Here is a 23498-nt window from a genome sequence, read left to right as displayed (position 1 = left end):
TCTCACTTGTGACGCCCGCCGATCCATGGCCCGTGGGATGATGGCCGGTTCCCCGAGGTCCCCATGCACCGCCCCGATCCGCATTCCTACTACGATGCCGCCCAACCCAAGGCCCGCCGCCTGCGGCTTAGGCTGGGCGTGGATTTCAAAGCCAAACGCATCGACGGCGAAGTGGTGCTGGAATTCGGCAGCGCCTTTGCCGGGCCCATCGATCTCGACACCAAGGGCCTGGAGATCCTGTCTGTGCAGGTGCCAGGCCAGGGCCCCGTCGCCTGGGAACTCGGCAGCGTGGACGCCATCCTCGGCCAGCGCCTCAGCATCCAGGCGCGCGAAGGCACGCAGGAAGTGGCCATCACCTACCGCACGGGCCCTGACGCCATGGCCCTGCAGTGGCTGGATCCCGAACAGACCGAAGGCAAGGTGGCACCCTACCTCTTCAGCCAGTGCCAGCAGATCCACGCCCGCACCATGGTGCCCTGCCAGGACACGCCCGTGGCCCGCATCGCCTACCAGGCGGAGGTCATTGTGCCTGAGGGGCTCACCGCCGTGATGTCTGCGGGCCCCGCGGGCGATGAGGCCCTGCCCGACGGCCGTCACCTCTACCGCTTCAACATGCCCCAGCCCATTCCTTCCTACCTCATGGCCCTGGCCGTGGGCCGACTGGAATCCCGCGACCTCAGCCCCCGCGCCCGCGTGTGGGCCGAGCCGGAAACGGTGGCCGCCGCCGCCTGGGAGTTCGCGGGCGTGGAAGACATGATCCTGAAGGCCGAGGGGCTTTTCGGCGCCTACCCCTGGGACCGCTACGACATGCTGGTGCTGCCGCCCTCCTTCCCCTACGGCGGCATGGAGAACCCGCGCATGACCTTCCTCACGCCCACCCTGCTGGCCGGTGACCGCAGCCTGGTGGACGTGGTGGCCCATGAGCTGGCCCACAGCTGGACGGGCAACCTGGTGACCAACGCGAGCATGGAGCACTTCTGGTTGAACGAGGGCTTCACGGTGTGGGCCGAGCGCCGCATCCTGCGCATCCTGCACGGCGATGACGCCGCGGCCCTGGGCTGGGCCATGGGACAGAAGGCCCTCGAAGACAGCCTGGCCCGCTTCAAGAACGAACCGCACCTCACCGTGCTGCGCCTGCACCTGGAAGGCATCGATCCCGATGACGCCTTCTCCAGCATCCCCTACGAAAAAGGCGCGCGCCTGGTGGCCGCGCTGGAGAAGGAGGTGGGCGAAGACCGCTTCCTCCGCTTCATCCGCGAGTACATGGATGCCTTCCGCTTCACGTCCATCACCACCGAACAATGGTGCGCCTTCGTGGACGCCAAATTGCCCGGCGCGTTGAAGGCTGTGAACGCCAGCGCCTACCTCGACAAGCCCGGCCTGCCGGAGACCGCTCCCGAGTTCCACAGCGTCCAGTTGGACACCCTCACGGTGCTGGCCGAAAGCTGGACCGATGGCGGCCGTCCCAGCGCGCATCAGATCGCCTCCTGGAAGCCTGCAGAGCTGCAGGTCTACCTCCAGAAGCTGCCCCGCCAACTCACCCAGGCCGACTGTGCCTGGCTGGATGAGCACTTCAAGCTCATGGGTCGCGGCAACCACGAGATCCTCGTGGAGTGGCTCACCCTGGCCGCCGCGGCCGAGTATGAACCCGCCTTCCCGCGCATTCGCGAGGTGCTGATGCGCGTGGGCCGCATGAAGTACCTGCGCCCGCTCTACGGGGCCCTGGGCCAGCATGCCCGTACCCGCGCCCTGGCCCGCGAGATCTTCGCCGCCGCCAGCCCCGGCTACCACGGTCTGTCGCGCCGCGTGGTCCAGTCCGTCCTCGAAGCTTATCCCGCGTAAAGATCCACCACGGAGGCACGGAGGGCACGGAGGTTTCGCGGAGAAGAGTTCTTTCCCCTCCGTGAGCTTTTCTCTGTGATCTCCGTGCCTCCGTGGTGAACCCCTTCCCCCCAAGAGGAGCCCCATGTCCCAAGGATTTGAATCCCAGGAGATCAAAGGCCTGCCTGCCAATGCACGGCGGGCTTTGGAACCAGGCGAAGACTACATCCCGCTGGTGCCCCAGGACGGCGTGCCGGAAGTCACGCCCCGGGCCATCACCATGGGCCTCGTCTTCTGCGCCATCTTCAGCATGGCCGCGGCCTATCTGGCCCTGAAGGTGGGCCAGGGCATCGAAGCCGCCATCCCCATCGCGACCCTGGCGGTGGGCCTCAGCCGGTTCTTCCCCCGCAAGAACACCATCCTTGAGAACGTCATCGTCCAGTCCATCGGCGCCAACAGCAGCCACGTGGTGAGCGGCGCGGCCTTCACCATCCCGGCCCTCTACGTGCTGGCCAACACCCCCGGCAGCGGCGTGCCCACACCCACCCTCTGGCAGGTCTGCCTGGTGAGCTTCCTGGGTGGCTGCATCGGCATCCTCTTCATCCTGCCCCTGCGCCACCACTTCATGGTGGAGAACCACGGCATCTTCCCCTGGCCGGAAGCCACCGCCACGGCAGAGATCCTCGTGACCGGCGAGAAGGCCGGCAACCAGGCCACGGAACTGGCCGTCGCCGCAGGCATTGGCGCACTGTACGACTCTCTCACCAGCATCTTCCGCGTCATGGGCGAGAACATCACTCTGAAAACAGTGTGGGTGGGAACCGCGCTCCGGGAACGCTTCCTGGCCTTCAACTTCCTCAACAACGCCGCCACCATGGGCATCGGCTACATCATCGGCCTGCGCTACAGCGCCGTCATGGCCGCGGGCTCGATCTTCAGCATGTTCGTGCTGGTGCCCCTCTTCCACGCCATCGGCCAGCACGTGCCCCAGATCATCGCGCCGGGCACCAGGCTGATCTCGGACATGAGCCCCGAACAGGTCTTCTCCGCCTACATCCGCATCATCGGTGTGGGCGCCATCGCCGGCGCGGGCGTCATGGGCGTGCTGGCCTCCATGCCCAACATGATCCGTTCCATCATCAGCAACATGAAGGCGCTGCTCACCGGAGAAAAGTCCGATGGCACCACCTTCGTGCCCAAACGCACGGACCGCACCCTCACCGGCGGCATGATCACCGTGGGCCTGGTGGCCTGCGCCCTGGGCACCCTGCTCTTCCTCTCCTTCGGCCTGGGCATCCAGAAGTCCTTCGTGCCCGCCCTGGTGGCCACCGGCGTCATCATGCTCATCGCGTTCTTCTTCGCACCCGTGGCAGCCCGCGCCATTGCCACCATCGGCACCAACCCCATCAGCGGCATGACCATGCTCACCCTGGTCATCACGGGCGGCCTGATGCTGAAGCTGCACTTCTCCGGCGGCTACGGCATGTTCCTCACCATGATGGTGGGCGGCATCGTGTGCACGGCCCTGGCGGCCTCCGGCGCCTTCAGCACGGACCTCAAGATTGGCCACTGGATCGGCGCCACGCCCGCCCGCCAGATCGGTTGGAAGTTCGTGGGCACCCTCGTGGCTGCGCTGTTCACGGGCATCGCCATGTGGCTGCTGGCCAACCAGAAGCTGCCCGACGGCGCCTACGCCATCGGCACCAATGCCCTGCCCGCCCCCCAGGCCAGCGCCATGAAGGCCATCCTTGAAGGCATCTTCGGCACCGTGTCCATGCCCCTGCGCTGGTACGCCTTCGGCCTCGGCATCATGCTTTCCATCGTGCTGCGCATGGTCGAGCTACCAGCGCTGGGATTCGCGCTGGGCATGTACCTGCCCATCGAACTGAATACCCCCCTCTTCCTGGGCGGCCTCATGGCCCACTGGGTGAACCGGCCCAAGAAGGGCACCTCTGAAGCCGACGCCAAGGCCCGCGAAAACCGCGGCGTGCTCATCGCCAGCGGCCTCATGGCCGGCGGCGCCATCATGGGTGTCATCGCCGCGGCCATCAAGGCGAAGGACACCTGGCGCGAGGGCTTCCCTGTGCTCAGCGAGGCCCAGGCCACCGGCGCGCTCGGCGAGTGGATCGGCCTCATCGCCCTGGTGGCCCTGGCCCTCTACGTGGTGGTCTACAGCCGCCGAGCGAAAGCCGAAGCCTAGGGACACCAAAGTCAGACAGCCCGCGCCCTGGAAGAGCCTGATCCCGGAACGGATCGCAAAGGCATCCTCCCAGGGTGCGCTGCTTGCTTTTGATCCACAGCACAGGTCGCCGCGGGGAGCCCCGGCCCGCTGTCAAACTGACTCGCGCCGTTGCGAGGAGTTTCCAGATGAACGACAGCATCGCCCTCAATCCCAACAAGATCGTCAAGGCCCTCGGGAAGCCCGCCGGGGAATTCACCAAGCAGGACCTCATCCGCTACATCGAGCAGAACAACATCCGGATGCTCAACTTCCGGTATGTGGCTGGGGACGGGCGCCTCAAAAAACTGAACTTCGTCATCAACAGCAAGGCCCATCTCGACCGCGTGCTGTCCATGGGCGAGCGGGTGGATGGCTCCAGCCTCTTCCCCTTTGTGCAGGCGGAGTCGAGCGACCTCTACGTGGTTCCCCGCTACCGAACGGCCTTCATGAATCCCTTTACGGAAGTGCCTACCATCGATGTCATCTGCTCCTTCTTCAACAACCAGGGCGATCCCCTGGAGAGCGCCCCGGAATACATCCTTCAGAAGGCCCAGCGCGAACTGAAAGCGCGCACGGGGCTGGTGATGGAGGCCCTCGGGGAGCTGGAGTACTACCTCTTCTCGGAGATCGATCGCATCTACCCCATCACCGAGCAGAAGGGCTACCACGAGTCCCATCCCTTCTCGAAGTGGGGCCTGGTGCGGCGAGAGGCCATGCAGGTCATCAGCGAGATGGGCGGCACCATCAAGTACGGCCACGCCGAAGTGGGCAACATCCTCCACGGCGACCTGGAGATGGTGCAGCACGAGATTGAGTTCCTGCCGACGCCCATCGAAGATGCCGCCGATCAACTGGTGATGGCGAAATGGGCCATCCGCGAGGTGGCCTACAAGCACGACCTGGAGGTGAGCTTCGCCCCCAAGATCATCGTGGGCCATGCTGGCAGCGGGCTCCACGTGCACACCCGCTTCATGAAGGACGGCGTGAACGTCATGGCCGATGACCGGGGCCTGACCGATACCGCAAGAAAGGTCATCGCGGGCTACCTCATGAGCTCCGAATCCCTGACAGCCTTCGGCAACACCGTGCCCACCTCCTTCCTGCGCCTGGTGCCCCACCAGGAAGCCCCCACCAGCATCTGCTGGGGCGACCGCAACCGCTCAGTGCTGGTGCGCGTGCCCCTGGGCTGGCTGGGCGTCGGCGACAAGATGCTGCGCCATGCCAACCCCCAGGAACCCGCCGACACCATGAGCGCCATCGAGAACAACCAGACCGTGGAGCTGCGCAGCCCCGACGGCAGCGCCAACATCCACCTGCTGCTGGCCGGCATGGCGGTGGCCGCGCGCTATGGGCTGGAGCACCCCGAAGCCCTGAAGGTCGCCGAACAGCTCTATGTGAAGGCGGATGCCTCGAAGGTGGCCTCCCTCAAGCAGCTGCCGGCCTCCTGCTTTGAATCCGCTGAGTGCCTGGGCCGCGAGCGAGCCCGCTACGAGGATGGCGGCGTCTTCCCGGCAGGACTCATCGACTCGCTCATCAAGAACCTCCAGGCCTTCAACGACCTCAACATGAGCGAAAAGATGTTCGGCAATGCCGACTCCCTGAAAGATCTGGTGAACCGGCACCTCCACTGCGGTTGAAGCTGGGGCTGGGTAGCGAGTCCCACCTTCCCATTCATCTCTCTGCCTCAAGCCAGAAGCAGCGGAACCACGAGCAAAAATGGCCAGCGCCGTTCGCCGTTGTGCTGGCTTGAGACAACACGGCATGGAGGTTTTTCTATTCGGAATTCGATTTTTCGGGTCAACACTTGATCCGATCTCCCGGTATGCATTGATGAGGGAGGAATCGTGCGGTGGTGCCAGGATCCGAAGCCGTGCTGATGGAGGAGGGGATGGAACCCCTTCCGGCAGCGCGGGTGGAAGATCCGCTGACCCCCCTGATCCGGCGCCTTCGCGCCGGTGATGTGGAGGCTTTCGAGCCCCTGATGGCGCAGACCGAGGCCCGGGTCCTGGCCCTATCATGGCGCCTTCTCGGGGACCGCCACCTGGCCGAGGATGCCGCCCAGGAAACCTACCTCCGCGTGTTCCGCTCTCTGCACACCTTTCGTCTGGGCGAACCCTTCGAGGCCTGGCTCGTTCGCATCGCCGTCAACGTCTGCCACGACCTGGGCCGGAAGCGGGGCCCCCTGCCTGCGCCCATGGAAGGGATTGCCGGGGCAAGCCTGAATGTCCACGTAGAAAACCTCCTTGTGAGTGACAGCCAAGCTCACCTTTACGCCGAACTCATAGGGGCGATGGTCTTTCCCTTTTCCGATGCACTCCACTTCGGGGGCATGCTGGCTGTAGATCTTGTTCTTCACCTTACGCTTCTGGCTCCGAATTAGTCGCCCCTGGACAAGTCACAGATGTAGATTTGGCAACAATTTGAGGAAATCTTAGGCGTATCTGGTACACCAGAAAGTGAGGTACGCCCGGCGATTTCTGGCGTACGAATGAAGCAATTTGTCCGGATCATGGATTGGAGCAGGCTGGAGGCCGATTTTGGAAGCCTGTATTGCCCAGACAACGGCCGCCCGGGGGGTCCTATCCGCCTGGTGGCAGACCTGAGCCTGGTGTCGGGCGACATCAGAAACTGACCCCTTGGCGACACGAATATTGACCCCCTGAGGGGGGGAAAGCAATGGAAGTGGAGCGGGAGGATCCTGGCGTCCGGAGATCGGAGGCCACGATGCTGGGTGAGGGGGCCGTGGCACAGGTATTCGCGTTGAAGGCCTTGGGCTGGGGAGCGAAGCGTATCTCTCAGGAGACGGCTGTGTCGCGGAATACCGTCCGGGACTGGCTCAGGTCAGGCGAGAGCCGCCGGTATGGGGGAGACGAGGGCCGCCCAGGGATTCTGACGCCCCATCGGGAGTGGCTCCGAGCTCGGTTCCATGCTGGGGTTCGGAACTTCGACGTGCTGGGCAGGAACTGGCGGCCAGAGGGATCGCCGTGAGCCTGCGGACGGTCGAGCGGGAGGTTCAGCCCTTCCGCCAGGCCTGGGAGTGGGCGCAGAAGGCGACCCTGCGATTCGAGACCATGCCCGGGAAACAGATGCAGGTGGACTTCGGGGAGAAGTGGCTGCGGATCGAGGGCGAGCGCCAGAAACGCTATGTGTTCGTGGCAACCCTGGGTTTCTCCCGCCGGTGCTACATCGAGATCTCCGGCAGCCTGCGTCAGCGGGACTGGATCATGGGCCTGGAGCATGCGTTCCGGCACTTCGGCGGGGTGCCGGAGGAGATCCTGACGGATAACGTGAAACCGCTGGTGCTGGGACGGAAGGGCGGACGGCCTCAGTTCCACCCGGAGTTCGAAGCCTTCTGTCGGCATTGGGGCGTGGTGCCGAGGGCCTGCCAACCCTTCCGCGCCCGGACCAAAGGGAAGGTGGAGAACGTCGTGGGGTATGCCAAAGGGAATGCCCTGGGCCGATTGGAATGGGAGAGTGACGAGGCTCTGGACAAGCACCTAACCTGGTGGATGCGGGCGGTGGCCGATGTGCGGGTGCACGGCACCACCCATGAACGACCCATCGACCGGTTCGAGATGGAGAAGGTTGCCCTCAAACCTCTGGGGAACCACCCGAGCCACCTGCGGGTGAGGCACTTCACCCAGAAGGCTTCCAGCGATGGCCGGATCGACGTGGATACCAACCGCTACAGTGTCCCGCCGCAGTTCGTGGGCATCACCCTGGAGGTCAGGGTCGAGTTCGAACTCATCCAGGTGATGTCCCGAGGTGTGGTTATCGCCGAGCACACGGTGCACCCCGGTCGCCACCAAGTCATCGAGGACCCTGGGCATGTGGAGGGTCTGGTGGGTGGGGCGAAAGCTTCAGCGAAGCCCTGTGAGATCCGTCGCCCCTGGCCCACTACGCCGCCATCGTGGGAGGTGAAGCATGGTAGATCCCCGCATGGAGCGGCTGGAGCGCCACCTGACCCGCCTGAAGCTGGTGAGCACCCGAGAACGATTGGATGGCCTGCTGGAGGCCGGTGCCAAAGGTGAGATGAGCTTTCTGGAGTTCCTGGACCATGTGATCCGGGAGGAGGTCTAGATGTAAGTGCCAATCAGGTTGTTCACCCGAGATCTGGGAAGCTGAAAGCGCCAACAAACAGCTTTCTCGGAGCCTCGGGTGAACCTCCACAGTTCAGCAAAGTCTTGCCCCGCCAGTCGAGCATTAATGGTGAAGCGCGTTCTGGAGGAGGACTGGACGGTCCGGGATGCGGCTGAATCCATAGGAATCAGCACGCGCAGGGCCTACCGATGGCTCGCTCGGTTCAAAACAGAGGGTCCGGCCGGACTCCTGGATCGCTCCAGCCAGCCGCATCGCCTGGCGCGAAGCCACGAGCTTGGCCTCGTCGTCGAGGCCGTAGGTCGAAGGCGGCGGGGCCAGGCGGCGATCCGGATTGCCTCGGAACTGGGCGTGCCCCGTTCCACCGTGGGCTTCTGGCTCCGCAAGGCGCGCATCTCCAAGGCTTCGGACCTCCAGCCCAAGGAACCCGACAACCGCTACGAACACGCGGCCCCCGGCGACCTCCTCCACCTGGACACCAAGAAGCTCGCCAACTTCCACGAAGTGGGCCACCGCGCCACAGGCATCCGCCACCACAAGAACCGCGATGCGGGCTACCAGGTGCTCCATGTCTGCTCGGACGACCACTCGCGGGCCTGCTACATGGAAGTGCTCCCGGACGAGAAGAAGGAGACCACTGCCTCATTCCTCCAGAGGGCGCTGTTGCACTTCCAGGCCCGGGGCGTCACCGCCCGCAAGCTGCTGACCGACAACGGCTCGCCCTACCGGTCCAAGGCGTTCAAGGCCATGCGCGAAGCCTTCGGCCTCACGCACAGCCGCACCCGCCCCGACCGCCCACGGACCAACGGCAAGGCCGAGCGCCTCATCCAGACAGCCCTGCGAGAGTGGGCCTACGGTCCCACCTGGCAGAGCTCAGACGAAAGAAACCAGGCGCTCGGCGCCTGGCTCCACTTCTACAATCACCACAGGCCCCACAAGGCCTTAGGTGGTCAGCCCCCGGTTACCCGGCTGGTGAACCTCGTTGGCACCGACACCTAGACATGGCTGTTCGGGCGCGGAGGAAATCCATGTTAATCATTGCAGACGATGGCAGTGCGTTTGCAGGAAAGGTGATGGACGCCTGGGTAGAACCCAGCGCCGTGCGGGCTGGCCTTCTCCTGCCTAATTCACCCTCATTCGCGAGAGGGCGTATCCTCATTTGATCAACCCCTCCCAAGGTCGGGCACGCTGGCCATGGGTCTCTCAGAGGGTCGATCTTCCACATTGAACATGCACAAGAAAACTGGGAGGATTAACCCTATAGACGCTACTCTTGGCCATCAATTGGTTTCCAGAATTTTAATATAGATTTTATTTGAAAAGTAACGTATAAAGCTGAAGAAATGATAATTTCATCTATTATTATTAAATCCAAAAAATAAAGAGGAATCGACGGAAGCTAAATTGAAGTAGCGATCTTGGTTTGTATTTTTAGATTTATTGTATTTGAAGATAAGTAGAATTTGAAATAAATATCAATCGAATTGCAATATGCAATATTATCGAAATATCATTAAATTGATAATTTATTATTTAATTTATGTGAAGGCAAAATATTATGAAACGTCACGCGTATTTAGTTATGGCTCATGAAAACCATGACCAGCTTTGTCGATTATTATCTCTTCTCGATGATGAACGCAATGATATTTATCTCCAAACTGATTCGAAGGGAGACATTCTTTTGTGGGAACTTCGACTAACTAAGTCAAAGTTACAAATTTTAAAGCCCTTCCCAATATTTTGGGGTGGGTACTCCGTTATCAAAGGAGTGCTGGAGCTTCTCAGGGAAGCAACGAAGGGCGAATATATCTATTATCATTTGCTTACAGGTGTAGACCTACCTCTTGTTAGTCAGGATATCATTCACGAATATCTTGAAAATTCGGAAATTGAATATATTAATATTGAGCCAAAGTATAAAAATGAAGCCTTTGAAAAGGCTACCTATTATCATTTTTTTGTTGAATTTTCTTCGTATAGAAAAAATAAATTTCTTCGGGCTATGAGGTATGCGCTAGTGAAGTTCCAAAAGATTTTTGGAATTCACTTTTCTAAAGAACCCGCAGGGGGCTTCCATCACGGATCGGCCTATTTTTCAATATCCCATTCTTTTGCCCTGTACGTTCTTAACAAAGAAGAGTGGATAGAAAAAACCTTCCGCCATGGATTGACGTGCGACGAAGTTTTTATGCAAACTCTAATTTTAAACTCGCCATTTAAAGAAAGACTTAGTCTTGGGGGTAAAAATATGACAACAAATTTACGTTATATTGACTGGAAAAGAAGGGAGAAAAATTCACCTTACACATTTAATTCTGATGATTTTAATGAACTAACCAAGGCTGGAGAGATTGCCTTTTTTGCTAGAAAATTTAATATGAATCGTGATGATAAAATCATCAATTTGCTTGTAAAAAAAATCAAAAAAAGCGAAGGGGTAAAGATTCTATAGGGTAATGGTCGGACCGGATTTTTCAACCTTCTGATAAAATTATTATAGTGACCTCAAGTCCGCACTGTTTTCCCTATATACTGAAATTGAGTTGATATGGTAATTGATAAATTGTTGAAAATAATGTCAATTATATATACTTAGTACATTTCTTTTGGTGGATTAATGTATAAAACTCCGAAATTAATATTTATCCTTCAAAGAGATTTTATTCCTTGATGGTAGGCACACGCGATTAGGATATCAGTTATGAAGCAGCGCCCATTGAACATCTTGTTCACATCTTCTGGCCGGAGGGTAAACTTGTTACGCCATTTTCAGCGTACACTTGTTGAGCTTGGAATTCCGGGCAAGATCCTTGCGGGAGATGCGTCAAGTAATGTTCCTACGGCCTTTGTGGCAGATTGTTTTGTCCTCCTGCCTCGTATTGAATCATCGAGTTATATTGATACCCTGCTTGAGCAGTGCATCGAACTCCAAGTTTCGTTACTATTCCCACTCATCGATTCGGATTTGGGAATACTCGCCAGAAATCGCCAGCGATTTTTTGAAAAAGGTATTCAAATAATCATCTCTTCACCCGAAGCCATAGATATTGCAAATGATAAGCGGTTGACCAATGCATTTTTTCAACAACATTTTATCGACACTCCACATCTATTCACAACGCAAGAACTGGAATCTATCAAGGCAAATGATTTCCCATTGTTAATCAAGCCATGGAATGGTAGTTCGAGCATCGGGGTTACAAAAATCACAACTCCCCGGGAGCTCGAGTTTTTTAGCAGCTATATACCTAACGCCATGATTCAGGAATTCATAGTTGGATCAGAGTTTACGTGCGACGTGCTTTGTGGGATAAGTGGACAAATCAAATGCGTTGTCCCGCGTAGGCGAATCGCAATTAGGTCGGGGGAAGTCAGCAAGAGTGTAACCGTGAAGGACCAGTCGATCATAACTGCTGTAGAAAAATTAATTACGACCCTTCCGGAGGTAGTCGGTGGTCTCACTGTGCAGTGCTTCCGAAGGTTGGACGGAAGGTTGTGTTTTACTGAGATTAATCCTCGTTTTGCGGGGGGAATTACTCTCTCTCTTCAGGCCGGCGCAGATTTCCCGCGCTGGCTTATTCAAGAATATTTAGGCTTGCCTTGCGGTGCACAAATGAACGCTTGGCGCGACGGTCTCGTCATGCTCCGTTTCGATGATGAGATCATCGTTCCCGAGGCCAGGATAAAGTGAGGAAAGCCGTCATTTTTGACTTAGACGACACACTATATCCTGAGTCGAGCTACAATATCAGTGGATTCCAGGCAGTCGGTTGGCATGTGTCTAAATATTATGGAATGAAGGATTTTGGAACTCAATGTATTACTCTTTTCAATCAGGGAATTCGTGGTGATATCTTTGATCGGGTCTTGAACGCTAACAAAATGGAGATTCCTGTTCTGGACCTCATAAATGTATATAGAAGTCATAGCCCTGCAATTGCATTATATAATGATGCCCGAGTCGTCTTGACATCTTTATCAAGGAGCGTGCCTTTGGGACTGATAACGGATGGTTATAGGATGGTGCAACGTCGTAAAGTTGCGGCGCTTGGAATTGAACCCTTTTTTACGGCTATTGTGTTCAGCGATGATGAAGGACCCGACAGCTGGAAACCCTCTCCCCGTCCTTATATCCGTCTTATAAATGAAATGTCAAAACATGCAGATGATTTTATCTACTGTGGTGATAACCCTAAAAAGGATTTTATTACTGCCCGAAAATTAGGATGGCAAACGGTAATGGTTGATCGAGGCTTATATGATCTCACGGTGATTGAACCGGAATATCATGCTGATATTCTCGTAACATCACTAGAGCAGGTTCCTTGGCATGTTTTAGGTGTAGGTTTTCAACCCCCTAGCCATAGCCCTAATTAGGAGTAAAAGGGCTCGAAATGAGTTCTCTCAATCAGTCCAGTGCAGGGCATCCTTGGTAAGCTTTCCCTGGCAGAGCCTGATGGCCTAATTGTTCAACCATGAACAGCCCTCTGGAGCATCGGGGGGTCGCACAGGGGGGGCCTCCACCTCATCGAATCCTGAGCAGAACCCGAGGCTTTGACTTCAATCTGGTTTCAGCCATTTACTAGCTGTCGGTGCCAACGAGGTTGACCAGCCGGGTAACCGGGGGCTGACCACCTAAGGCCTTGTGGGGCCTGTGGTGATTGTAGAAGTGGAGCCAGGCGCCGAGCGCCTGGTTTCTTTCGTCTGAGCTCTGCCAGGTGGGACCGTAGGCCCACTCTCGCAGGGCGGTCTGGATGAGGCGCTCGGCCTTGCCGTTGGTCCGTGGGCGGTAGGGGCGGGTGCGGCTGTGCGTGAGGCCGAAGGCTTCGCGCATGGCCTTGAACGCCTTGGACCGGTAGGGCGAGCCGTTGTCGGTCAGCAGCTTGCGGGCGGTGACGCCCCGGGCCTGGAAGTGCAACAGCGCCCTCTGGAGGAATGAGGCAGTGGTCTCCTTCTTCTCGTCCGGGAGCACTTCCATGTAGCAGGCCCGCGAGTGGTCGTCCGAGCAGACATGGAGCACCTGGTAGCCCGCATCGCGGTTCTTGTGGTGGCGGATGCCTGTGGCGCGGTGGCCCACTTCGTGGAAGTTGGCGAGCTTCTTGGTGTCCAGGTGGAGGAGGTCGCCGGGGGCCGCGTGTTCGTAGCGGTTGTCGGGTTCCTTGGGCTGGAGGTCCGAAGCCTTGGAGATGCGCGCCTTGTGGAGCCAGAAGCCCACGGTGGAACGGGGCACGCCCAGTTCCGAGGCAATCCGGATCGCCGCCTGGCCCCGCCGCCTTCGACCTACGGCCTCGACGACGAGGCCAAGCTCGTGGCTTCGCGCCAGGCGATGCGGCTGGCTGGAGCGATCCAGGAGCCCGGCCGGACCCTCTGTTTTGAACCGAGCGAGCCATCGGTAGGCCCTGCGCCTGCTGATTCCTATGGATTCAGCCGCATCCCGGACCGTCCAGTCCTCCTCCAGAACGCGCTTCACCATTAATGCTCGACTGGCGGGGCAAGACTTTGCTGAACTGTGGAGGTTCACCCGAGGCTCCGAGAAAGCTGTTTGTTGGCGCTTTCAGCTTCCCAGATCTCGGGTGAACAACCTGATTGGCACTTACAGCTAGGGCCTCGGCCACATCGTTGCCACTCAGCCTGGGCTTGGCCCGGGGCCACACATTCCCTCGTAAACTGAACCACCACCGTCAGAATCAGAAAATGGCCTCCCATTGTCTAGGCGGACCGCCACGAAGCCCCTCAAAAGGAATTTCCTTCGGTTACATGCTTCAGGGCTTGAGCCCGTTCCATGATCTGCTGATTTGCTTACGGCCCGTCGCGTGAAATAGAGAACCACCTGGACCAAGAAGACGGGAAGACGGGAAGACCACGAAGGGGATGCCCTCCATGGTCTTCCCGTTGTGTCTGATGCCCTAAACCGGAACCCTACTTCCGCTCATTACGGACTTCTTCGCTCACGGCCTCGGTCAGTTCCTTCCCGGCCTTCTTGAATTCCTGGATGCCCTTGCCCAGACTTTTGCCCAATTCGGGCAGGCGGGAAGGCCCGAAGAACAACAGCAGTGCGAGGCCGATCAGCAGGATTTCGGTGATGCCCAGGTTGCCCATCGCTGGCTCCTATTCAAGGATGGAGAGTCGTGGTGGTGGTGTTAGAGGAAGGGAATGGGCTGGATGTATTTCGGATCGCTGGAGCCCAGGATGGTGGCCGAGGTTCCAACCCCGCCCGGCAGCCACTTCTCCAGCAGGGTGGCCTGGAGTCGCAGGTAGTTGACGGTGGTTTCGAGGTTCCCATCCAGCGTCTTGTCCGCCAGGCCTTTGACGAGGCTGGGATAGGCGCTGTAGACACCACCCTTCACAGGCTTGCCCACGGCGAAGGCCAAGCCGCCGGCGCCGTGATCGGTGCCGCTGTCACTTTCAGTGATGCGGCGCCCGAACTCGCTCCACACCACCACGATCACCCGATCCTCGGCCGCTCCCTTGGCCGTGCTGATCAGCTTCAGCTGCTCAAAGAAGGACTCGATGCAGGTGCCCAGAGAAGCCATGAGGTACTCATGGGTGGCTTGGTGGCCAGCATGAGTGTCGAAGCCACCGAGTTCGGCGGTGTAGACCTGGGTGGGCATGTCCGCGGCGATCATCTGGGCGATGAATTTCAGTTCATTGGCCAGGTAGGTGTGGCTGTACTCCGAGCCGAACTTGGCAGTGATCCGGCTGGCCGCGCCCGATGGCAGCGGGAGGGCCGGATCGATGACATAGGTGGGATCGCTGGGGTAGAGCACCTTCTCGAAGGGCTGGACCGTTCGGTTGGGATCTAGAAACGCCGCCATGCGCCGATTGAATTCATCCTGCGCCGTGTAGAACAGACTGTACCCGCCGCCCACGCCCTGCACGGAGGCATGGGCATCGGTCTTCGCCGCGGCGAGGAAGGGCTCGTACAGGCTTCGCAGCCGATCCTCCTTGGACCAGGTGGCCACGCCGAAATCTTTGCTGTTATTCCATTCATAGGGCTCGAGCATGGAAGGCCAGCGGAAACCATCGATGCTGCTGATGGCGACAAACTGGCGGTTCTTGCCCTGAGCCAATCCAGGCAGGGAACTGTCCACGCAAAGGGCCCGCATGGCGTCGGTGTTGCTGAAGGCGACATCGGCCCATCGGCCCAGCCAGCCGGTGTTGTCAGGGGTGGCCGCCGTGGACCAGTTCCACACGTCATGGCTGACAAAGTGGCTGTAGTTCGGGTTGTCCACGCCGATGCCCGGCAGCAGGGCCAGCCGCCCATCCTTCCACCACTTGCTGGCGTAGAGGAAGCGGTTGCTGATGCCGAAACCCTTGCCCGTGTCGAAGGTGTCGGCGGCGTTGATGTGCATGGTGGCACGGGCCTTGAGATAGGCATCCCCTTCGGCGCCACCCAACGGAGGCAGGGTATCGAGGAGATCGTTGCCACCGTTCAGGTAGATGTGAACCAGGATGGGTTCAGCCACCACAGGGCTTGTGCCCGCCAGCACCGTGAAGTTCAGAGCATTGCTGTCACCGCCGGAGCTGTGGGCCACGATGGAGGTGGCTCCGAGAGCCAGGCCTGCAGGCACCAGCACATTCAGGGTGGTGGCGGTGGCGCTTTGCGGGGCCACAGACGCGGTGCCAAATTTGACCGCATCCACTGCCGCCAGGTTCACACCCGTGATCTGGATGGAGGTGCCCGCGGAAGCGCTGGCCGGAGCCACGCTGGTGAGCTGGGGCACCAGGGCGATGGCATCCACCGTGAAGGCCAAGGCATTGGTCGTGACGGAACCCACCCGCGCTGTGATGGACACCTGCCCGGGCGTGAGTCCGGCGGGCACCGTCACCACCACCGTGGCAGCCGTCATGGCCGTGGGAGTGGCACTGGTGGTGTTGAAGAACACCTGGCTGGTGGCGGTGAGGTTCTGGCCGTTCAGCGTGAGGCTATCTCCGGCCTTTCCGTGTCCGGGCGTGAGGGAATCGAGGCTGGGGCCATTGGTCGGCGTGCTGCTGCTGCCCGACCCCTTGCTGCTGGATCCGCTGCCCCCGCAGCCAAGGCCCAGGGCGGCCGTGGCACCGGAGGCCATCACTTGGATGAAGGTGCGCCGAGTGGTCATGGCGGGCTCCTAGTGAACCTGGGCGTAGGGCGTGGAGAGAAGAATGAAAGCCAGGTCGCGAGCCTTGCTTTGATCGGTGGCGTTCCATCCTGCAAAGGCCTGACCCGCACCCCAGAGGCCACTGGGGCCCGTGAGCGTCTGATCTCTCAAGGCTGTGGGAATGGGCGCAGGTTGGATCAGATCCACCAGGCGGTTCCACACATCGACCGGGGTGGCAGGTTTCGTCGGGAACCACACCACTGGGTCCGAGGGGAAGAAACCCACATCCGATAACTGGGGATGGTCCCGCCCATCCCGCGTGAAATCATTGGGGCCGTAGGCCAGGGCCGCTGCCAACCGACTGCGGTAGCGGGCCGTGTTGCTGTTGATCCAGGAAAGGTGCTCACCCCAGCCGTTGGGGCCCTTGGGATCCAGAAGTTTCTGGCCCGCGTACTCGAGATGCCAGGCCATCTGTTCGAGATCGTTGTATTGCCCTCCTGCATACACGGGAAAACTAGGCACGCCGGGAGTTCCCTTAAGCGGCGTGACCAACGCCTTGCCGAGATCAGGGCAGAGGGCTCGGGCCTGTCGGATCATCCAAGCCACGGGGCCTTCCACCAAGGCGAACCGGTAAGGAGCCTGATAGAAGGTGTCGCTCTTGAAGAGCTTCTTCAGGGCATTCCCGATGTGGAACTTTTCCGCCTTGAGCGTGGCCACGAAATCGTTGAACACGGTCGTGCTCAGATCAGTTTCCGGGGCCAGGAAATGCCGGAGGATCCTTTTGGCGAGGAACTGGGCGCATTCGGTGGCTCGGGTGGTGGTGATGAGCGCCAGCGCGTTCTCTCCCAAATCCGCACCCATCACCGGCACAGTGGTTCCGAACAAGGTCACGGTGGCACTCGCGGGGAAATTCCGGCGGTTGGGCAGCTTCTCATTCGCCGCGAGGGTGCTTCCCGACCCGTCCAACACCATGGGGGCCCCGATGGGATTGGTCTGCCCCGTGGCCACGATGGCGTGGCCATTGCTGACCACCCATGGGTATCCGGCATCAGCGACCAGTTCGGACCCGCTGGAATAAAAGGTCCACCCGGCAAACAGTTGGGCGAAGGCCTTGATATCCGCTTCCCCATAGCCGTTGTAGGGCCCCAGGGAGAAGAGCTCCATGACCTCGCGGGCGTAGTTCTCGTTAGGTGCCTTCCCAGTGCCATCCACGTTGTTGGCAATGCCATCCAGCCAACGCAACATGGCCGGATCATGGCTCACCGCCTTCAGAAGATCCGCGAAGGGACCTCGGCCCTGATCCCGGAACAGCTGGATCTGGTTGGCCATCAAGGCGACGTTATCGACTTTGGTGGCGCCGGTGGCGAAGAGTTGGTGCCAGAACAGCGCCAGCCGCTCCTTGGCCTGGTTGGGATTGAACTGCATCGAGAAACAGAAATGGCCCTGCGCTTCCTTCATCCAGCCCCGCGGGGTCAGGGTGAACCCGTGGGGCCCCTGGTTGGTGCCCTCGGTCGCGGATTCATAGTAAACATCGCCTTGCGTATCGCGAGCCGTCGTGTAGGCGGTCTCACTCGCCGTGGCATCCAGCCAGGCATCGACCGTAGCGGAGGGGCCAGCTGCCACCAGCACCTGGGCGTCCTCTGGCTTCAGGTGGAATCCTGCCCTGCGGCTGAAGTGAAGCACGTCGTCCAAAGTCCAGCTGCTTTTGGCGACATCAAACAGTCCTGCCATGGTTGCCTCGCTAAAAGGGGGCGCCCTGGTCGATCCAGGTGCGGACAAGGGTGACGAATCTGGGATCCAGCTGGGCGTTGGGGGGCATGGGATGGCCCGTGACCGGTTGGCGATTCTCTTGGCCGCTGGCCAGCTTGTCGTAGAGCAGTGAGTGGGCCGAATCGCCAGGTTTCACCACCTCCCAGCCCGGCAAGCTGAGGGGGTAGGCCTTCAGTTCGTCATAGCACTGACGGAGGTTCCGGGTGTCGCTGACATCGAAGCGGACGAAGCCCTGTGGCAGCGGGCTCTGGCCGTGGCAACCACTGGTGGCGGATCCGCAGTACGGAAGCAGCAGAGTGGGCTGGATGTCGATGGAGAACGTCACCGCTGCAGGGGGTGGTGGCGGAGGGAGGGCGGGTGCAGACGCCGAGTGCCCCGAGCAGGCCAGGGCCACCGCCACGCACAGGAGAGCGGCAAGGAAGCGCAGGGCGGGTGCAGAGGATTGGACGTGGGCGGTCATGGAGCAGGCAGGTGGAAGACTCGCGCACCAGGGATGGATCAGTGGTGGACAAATCAGGAGGAAAGGAAGGGTGGCTGTATGTCAGGAGCTGCCCCGACGGCCAACTGGGCGGGTGGACGATGTCTCCATCAATGTCAGAACCGACCTCGATGCATAGATCCGCTTCCACAGAAAAACCTCTGGTCCACTCCCACACAGATCCCTATGGATGGGCGCAGGATCCACCTTTGGATCGAGGAGGGTCTCTCGCCTTAGCCGACCCTTTCCGTCAATCCAGCTCTGATGTGGAGCAGCCCCGGCAAGAGCGGAGAACGTCGCCGGGGCCACCTGACCCATGCAGGCTTCAGATCAGCGGATCGGAGGGAACCTGGTTCGTTAGAGGAAGGGAATGGGCTGGATGTATTTCGGGTCGCTGGAACCCAGATTCGCGGCCGAAGTCCCCGAGCCCCCTGGCAGCCACTTCTCCAACAGCGTGGCTTGCAGGCGGAGAAAGTTGACCGTGGTTTCAAGGTTGCCATCCAGCACAGGATCCGCCAGACCCTTCACCAGGCTGGGGTACGCGCTGTAGGCCCCGCCCTTCACCGGCTTACCCACCGCGAAGGCGAGCCCGCCGGCACCATGGTCGGTGCCACTGTCGCTCTCTTCGATGCGGCGTCCGAATTCGCTCCACACCACGACGATCACACGGTCCTCCGCTGCCCCCTTGGCGGTGCTGATCTGCCGCAGCTGCTGGAAGAAGGCTTCCAGACACCCGCCCAGGGCAGCCATCAGGTACTCGTGGGTGATCTTGTGGTCGGCGTGGGTATCAAACTCTCCCAGCGAGGCGGTGTAGACCTGGGTGGGCATGTCCGCGGCGATCATCTGGGCGATGAAGCGCAGCTGGAGCATCAGGGCCCGGTGGTTCCAATCATCTCCAAACCTCGCCATGATCCGGGCCCGGGCATCGGCGGGAAGGGGAAGAGCCGCATCGATGGTGTAGCCCTCGTCACCCGGATAGAGCACCTTCTCGAAGGGCTCCAAGGTTCGACCGGGAGCCATGAACCGCGCCATGCGCTGGTTGAAATCCACCTGCGCCGCATAGAACAGGCTGTATCCGCCTGTCGTGCCCACCACGGACGCATGACCGTCGCCCTTTCCCGCATCCAACAGCACCTGGTAGAGAGAGCGGAGTCGGTCCTCTGCGGCCCAGGTGGCCTGGCCGAAGGCCTTGGCGTCGTCCGGAGCGAGCATGGAGGGCCAGCGAAAACCGTCCAGGCTGCTGATGGCCACGAGCTGCCGCGTGCGCCCCTGGGCCAGGCCTGGAAGGGAGGTCTCCACGCAAAGACCGCGCAGCACATCCTGGGCGCCAAAGGCCGCGTCCGCCCAGCGGCCCATCCAGCCAGTGTTGTCGGGGGTTCCAGCCGTCGACCAATTCCACAGATCATGGCTCACGAAGTGGCTGAAGTCCGGATTGTCCATGCCAATGCCCGGCAGCAGCGCCAGCCGCCCCTGTTGCCACCACTGCCGCGCGTGCAGAAAGCGGTCGCTGATGCCGAAGCCCAGGCCCGTGTCGAAAGCCTCGGTTGCTGGAATGTGCAGGACAGGACGGGCCTTGAGGTAGGCGGCCCCCTCAGCCCCTCCCAGCGGAGGCAGCGTGTCCAGCAGGTCGTTGCCACCGTCCAGGTACAGGTGCACGAGGATGGGATCAGCCACGGCGGCGCCCCCCGCGGAGCCCACCTGGAAGGCCAGCGCATTGCTGTCTCCCGCCGCACTGTGCGCCAAGAGGGAGAGGCTTCCCGCGGTGAGGCCGACGGGCACCACCACCTGGAAGCCGGTGTCGGTCAGCGCGGACGGGGTGGCCGGCACTGTTCCGAAACGGAGTTCTGTCACGGAAGCCAGATGCTGTCCGGCCACCTGCAGGGTGGCCCCCGGCGCGGCGCTGGCCGGAACCACCGAGGTCAGTTGGGGCAGGGTCGCGGCATCCACGGTGAAGGAAAGGCCATTGCTGGCGCCCGCCGCCGCCTGCGCGCGAACGCTGAGCGCCCCCGTAGCCAACCCCGCCGGCACCGTCACCACCAGGCGGGCCGCCGCCACGCTGCCTGGCACGGCGCTGGTCGTGCCGAACAGCACTTGGGTGACACCCGCCAGATTGGTTCCGTTGAGGGTGACGGAGTCGCCGGGCAGGCCATGCGTCGGCGAGAGGCTATCCAGACTCGGAGCCGTCCCGGGTGATCCGCCCTCGGCGGTCGTCCCCTTTCTGCCGCCTCCGGAGCATCCAAGGCCCAGGGCAGCCGTGGCCCCAGAAGCCATCACCTGAAGAAACGTGCGTCGTGTCGTCATGGCGCGCTCCTAGTGGACCTGAGCCTGGGGTGAGGACAGGATGAGGAAGGCCAGATCCCGGGCCTTGCGCTGGTCCGTGGCGTTCCAAGCCGCGAAGGTCTGCCCGGGTCCCCAGAGGCCATTGTCCCCCGTCAGAAGCTGGTCGCGCGCCGCCGCCGGGATGGGGGCGGGCTGAAGGAGATCCATAAGCCGGTTCCAAACGTCCGTGGGCCCGGCGGGTTTCGAGGGAAACCACAGGCTGATATCGCCCGTGGGAAAGAAGCCGACGGTCGGAGAACCTGGGTGATCGCGCCCATCTCCGGTGAAATCCGTGGGGCCATAGGCAAGCGCAGCGGCCAGCCTGCTGCGGTACTGGGCCGCGTTGCTGTTGATCCAGCCCAGGTGTTCGGCCCAGCCGTTGGGCCCTTTGGGATTGAGCAGCTTCTGGCCTGCGAAGCCCGTGTACCAGGCGATCTGTTCGTCTTCGTCACTGTTCTGGGCGCCCGCAAACACAGGAAAGCTTGGCACTCCCGGGGTTCCATTCAAAGGAGTCGCCAATGCCTTCGCCAGATCGGGGCAAAGGGCGCGGGCCTGCCGGATCATCCAGGCCACGGGGCCTTCCACCAGGCAGTAGCGGTACTGGGGCCGGTAGAATTCCTGGCTGGTGAACAGCTTCGTGAGGCAGGCTCCGATGTCGAAATGGGAGGCCTTCAGCGTGGCCGCGAAATCGTTGAACACGGTGGCGCTGAGATCCGATTCCGGCGCCAGGAAATGCCGCAGCAGGCGCCGCGCGAGGAACTGGGCGCATTCGGTGCTGCGGGTGGTGGTGATGAGGGCGAGCGCGTTATCGCCGAAGTCGGCGCCCATCACCGGCACCTGGCTTCCGAACAGGGTGACGGCGGCGTTGGCAGGGAACACCCGGCGCTCGGGCAGCTTCTCATTGGCCGCCAGCGTATCGCCAAGGCCGTCCAGAAGGAGCGGCGCATTGACCGGATTGGCCTGCCCCATGGCCACCACCGCATGCCCCGTGGTGGCGTAGGTCTGGCCGGAATCCTCGAAGAGCTCGGATCCGCTGGCGTAGAACGTCCATCCGGCGAAAAGCTGGGCCATGGCCTTGATGTCCGGCTCGCCGTAGCCGTTGTAGGGGCCCAGGGAATAGAGCTCCATGACTTCCCGGGCGTAGTTCTCGTTGGGGGCCTTGCCGGAGCCATCCACGCTGTTGGCGATGCCATCCAGCCAGCGCAGCATCGCCGGGTCGTGGCTGACCGCTTTGAGCAAATCCGGAAAGGCTCCCCGACCCATGTCCCTGAACAGCTGGAATTGATTGGCCATGAGGGTGGGGTTATCCACCTTGGCGGCGCCTGTGGCGAAAAACTGGTGCCAGAAGAGGGCGATGCGCTCCTTGGCCTGGTTCGGGTTGAACATGAGGGAGAAACAGGTGTGCCCCTGCGCCTCGGAAATCGATCCGATGGGGCGGATGGTGAATCCGTGGGGCCCTTGGTTGGATCCATCCACATCGGCGTCGTAGTAGACATCGCCCTTGGTGCTGCGGGCTTGCAGGTAGGCGGTTTCGTCGGCGCTGGCGCTGATCCACGCCGACACCGCCGCGGCGGGCCCTCCTGCCACCAGGGCCTGAGCGGCTTCCGGTTTCAGGTGAAAACCGGCCCGCCGCGCGAAATGCAGAACATCGTCCGTGGTCCAGCTGGTTTGGGGTACGTCGAAAACACCGGCCATAGCTTTCTCCTTGGAACGGGGACCCTGGTTAATCTGGGCGCGGCTGAAGGGGTGCATGCGGATCGGCGGTGAAGTCGCGCACCTGTGAAGAAAAGGACTGATCACCCATAAACACCGGAGGCGAACCCAAGGCATAGGTCCGCCTCACATAAAAACCGCTGGTCCACTCACATGAACGCTCACAGGGATGAGCGCGGAATCCGTCTTTGGATCTAGCCGGCCTGCTTCAGCCCGCCAGCTCCGCCAGCAGCCCCGGCACCACGTCACGGTTGCCCGCCACCAGGTTGCCGCTGTCGAACCAGGACTGACCGCCTTCCCAATCCACGAGGAGGCCGCCCGCCTCCTGCACCAGCAGCACGCCCGCGGCGAGATCCCAGGGTTTGAGGCCCAGCTCGAAATAGCCGTCGTAGATGCCGCAGGCGGTGTGAGCCAAGTCCAGCGCGGCGCTGCCCGCGCGGCGGAGGCCCATGGCGCGTGGGAAGACACGACCCAGCGCCGCATGGAAGCGGGGCCAGCGATCTCCCAATTGGTACGCGAAGCCCGTGGCCAGGAAGGCCCCATCCAGGCCCGGCTGCTTGGAGACCCCCATGGGCTTGCCGTTCCAGGTGGCGCCCTGCCCCCGCGTTGCCAGGAAGCAGTCACCGCGGAGGGGATCAAGCACACAACCCGCCACGGGGCCCTCCGCATCCCACAGCGCCACAGACACGCACCAGTGGGGGAAACCCTGGACGAAGTTCAGGGTGCCGTCCAGGGGATCCACAATCCAGCGCCGCTCGGTGTCGCCGGAGGCACCTCCCTCTTCGCCGACGAATCCGTACTGCGGGAAACGGAACTCCAGCTCTGCGCGAATGGCCGCCTCGGAAGCGCGATCCGCATCGCTCACGAAATCGTTCTTGGTTTTCTCGGTGATGGTGGCGGGATCCAGCTGGCGGAAGTAGCCCAGCAGCACCTTGCCGCCAGCCTCGGCTGCGGCCACACAGGCATCCCGTTGCGTCTCGAACATGGTCACCATCCC

16 protein-coding genes and 2 pseudogenes are annotated in these 23498 nt (G+C 60.9%); 9 read left to right on the top strand and 9 right to left on the bottom strand.

Annotation, left to right across the window (positions count from 1 at the left end; genetic code table 11):
* Window positions 1-63: 63 nt before the first annotated feature.
* The 4 genes and pseudogenes from Q9293_RS05695 to Q9293_RS05680 form a co-directional block, all read left to right on the top strand.
* Window positions 64-1842 carry a M1 family metallopeptidase gene (locus Q9293_RS05695; protein WP_306250912.1) on the top strand — a complete coding sequence of 593 codons (1779 nt, stop codon included), beginning with the start codon at window positions 64-66 and terminating at the stop codon, window positions 1840-1842.
* A 124-nt stretch (window positions 1843-1966) separates the two neighbouring features.
* Window positions 1967-4021 (top strand): OPT family oligopeptide transporter, encoded by a 2055-nt coding sequence (locus Q9293_RS05690; protein ID WP_306250910.1) that lies wholly within the window; start codon window positions 1967-1969, stop codon window positions 4019-4021.
* A gap of 167 nt (window positions 4022-4188) precedes the next feature.
* A complete protein-coding gene (locus tag Q9293_RS05685) occupies window positions 4189-5679 on the top strand; it encodes a glutamine synthetase family protein (RefSeq protein ID WP_306250908.1) in 1491 nt (496 codons plus the stop codon).
* Between the two features lie 239 nt (window positions 5680-5918).
* Window positions 5919-6158, top strand: a pseudogene (locus tag Q9293_RS05680) (RNA polymerase sigma factor); the annotation flags it as partial.
* Window positions 6159-6233: 75 nt separating this feature from the next.
* Here Q9293_RS05680 and Q9293_RS05675 read toward each other — a convergent pair.
* Window positions 6234-6428 (bottom strand): annotated as a pseudogene (locus tag Q9293_RS05675) (IS5/IS1182 family transposase); the annotation flags it as partial.
* Between the two features lie 598 nt (window positions 6429-7026).
* Here Q9293_RS05675 and istA point away from each other — a divergent pair.
* The 5 genes from istA (at window position 7027) to Q9293_RS05645 (ending at window position 12520) form a co-directional block, all read left to right on the top strand.
* Complete coding sequence (gene istA, locus Q9293_RS05665) at window positions 7027-8073, top strand: IS21 family transposase (protein WP_306250906.1); 1047 nt, start codon at window positions 7027-7029, stop codon at window positions 8071-8073.
* 175 nt (window positions 8074-8248) lie between these two features.
* Window positions 8249-9139: an IS481 family transposase gene (locus Q9293_RS05660; protein WP_306250904.1), complete on the top strand. Its 891-nt coding sequence runs from the start codon at window positions 8249-8251 to the stop codon at window positions 9137-9139.
* Between the two features lie 559 nt (window positions 9140-9698).
* Window positions 9699-10595 (top strand): beta-1,6-N-acetylglucosaminyltransferase, encoded by an 897-nt coding sequence (locus tag Q9293_RS05655; RefSeq protein ID WP_306250902.1) that lies wholly within the window; start codon window positions 9699-9701, stop codon window positions 10593-10595.
* Between the two features lie 249 nt (window positions 10596-10844).
* Complete coding sequence (locus Q9293_RS05650; protein ID WP_306250900.1) at window positions 10845-11834, top strand: ATP-grasp domain-containing protein; 990 nt, start codon at window positions 10845-10847, stop codon at window positions 11832-11834.
* Window positions 11831-12520, top strand: coding sequence for an HAD family hydrolase (locus tag Q9293_RS05645; RefSeq protein WP_306250899.1), 690 nt, complete (start codon window positions 11831-11833; stop codon window positions 12518-12520). The genes Q9293_RS05650 and Q9293_RS05645 overlap by 4 nt, the downstream gene beginning before the upstream one ends.
* 205 nt (window positions 12521-12725) lie before the next feature.
* Here the strand turns inward: Q9293_RS05645 and Q9293_RS05640 are convergent, their stop codons facing one another.
* From Q9293_RS05640 to Q9293_RS05605, 8 genes are all read right to left on the bottom strand, one after another.
* Window positions 12726-13616 (bottom strand): IS481 family transposase, encoded by an 891-nt coding sequence (locus Q9293_RS05640; protein WP_306250896.1) that lies wholly within the window; start codon window positions 13614-13616, stop codon window positions 12726-12728.
* A gap of 446 nt (window positions 13617-14062) precedes the next feature.
* Window positions 14063-14242 carry a twin-arginine translocase TatA/TatE family subunit gene (gene tatA / locus Q9293_RS05635; protein WP_306250894.1) on the bottom strand — a complete coding sequence of 60 codons (180 nt, stop codon included), beginning with the start codon at window positions 14240-14242 and terminating at the stop codon, window positions 14063-14065.
* Window positions 14243-14283: 41 nt separating this feature from the next.
* Window positions 14284-16242, bottom strand: coding sequence for an IPT/TIG domain-containing protein (locus tag Q9293_RS05630; RefSeq protein ID WP_306250892.1), 1959 nt, complete (start codon window positions 16240-16242; stop codon window positions 14284-14286).
* A 9-nt stretch (window positions 16243-16251) separates the two neighbouring features.
* The gene (locus Q9293_RS05625; RefSeq protein ID WP_306250890.1) at window positions 16252-17952 is read right to left on the bottom strand and encodes a DUF1800 family protein; all 1701 of its coding nucleotides are present in this window, start codon (window positions 17950-17952) and stop codon (window positions 16252-16254) included.
* A 10-nt stretch (window positions 17953-17962) separates the two neighbouring features.
* Entirely contained in the window at window positions 17963-18451 is a 489-nt protein-coding gene (locus tag Q9293_RS05620) for a hypothetical protein (protein WP_306250888.1), read from the bottom strand.
* 375 nt (window positions 18452-18826) lie between these two features.
* Window positions 18827-20770, bottom strand: coding sequence for an IPT/TIG domain-containing protein (locus Q9293_RS05615; RefSeq protein ID WP_306250885.1), 1944 nt, complete (start codon window positions 20768-20770; stop codon window positions 18827-18829).
* Between the two features lie 9 nt (window positions 20771-20779).
* On the bottom strand, window positions 20780-22483 hold the full coding sequence (locus tag Q9293_RS05610; protein ID WP_306250882.1) for a DUF1800 family protein: 1704 nt from the start codon (window positions 22481-22483) through the stop codon (window positions 20780-20782).
* Window positions 22484-22709: 226 nt separating this feature from the next.
* Window positions 22710-23486, bottom strand: a complete 777-nt coding sequence (locus tag Q9293_RS05605; RefSeq protein ID WP_306250880.1) for an inositol monophosphatase family protein — start codon at window positions 23484-23486, stop codon at window positions 22710-22712.
* Between the last annotated feature and the right edge of the window lie 12 nt (window positions 23487-23498).

Origin of the sequence: Geothrix sp. PMB-07 (assembly GCF_030758935.1) — a bacterium.
In the GTDB taxonomy this organism is placed as follows: Bacteria; Acidobacteriota; Holophagae; order Holophagales; family Holophagaceae; genus Geothrix.
This window is presented reverse-complemented; position numbering and strand designations above follow the sequence as displayed.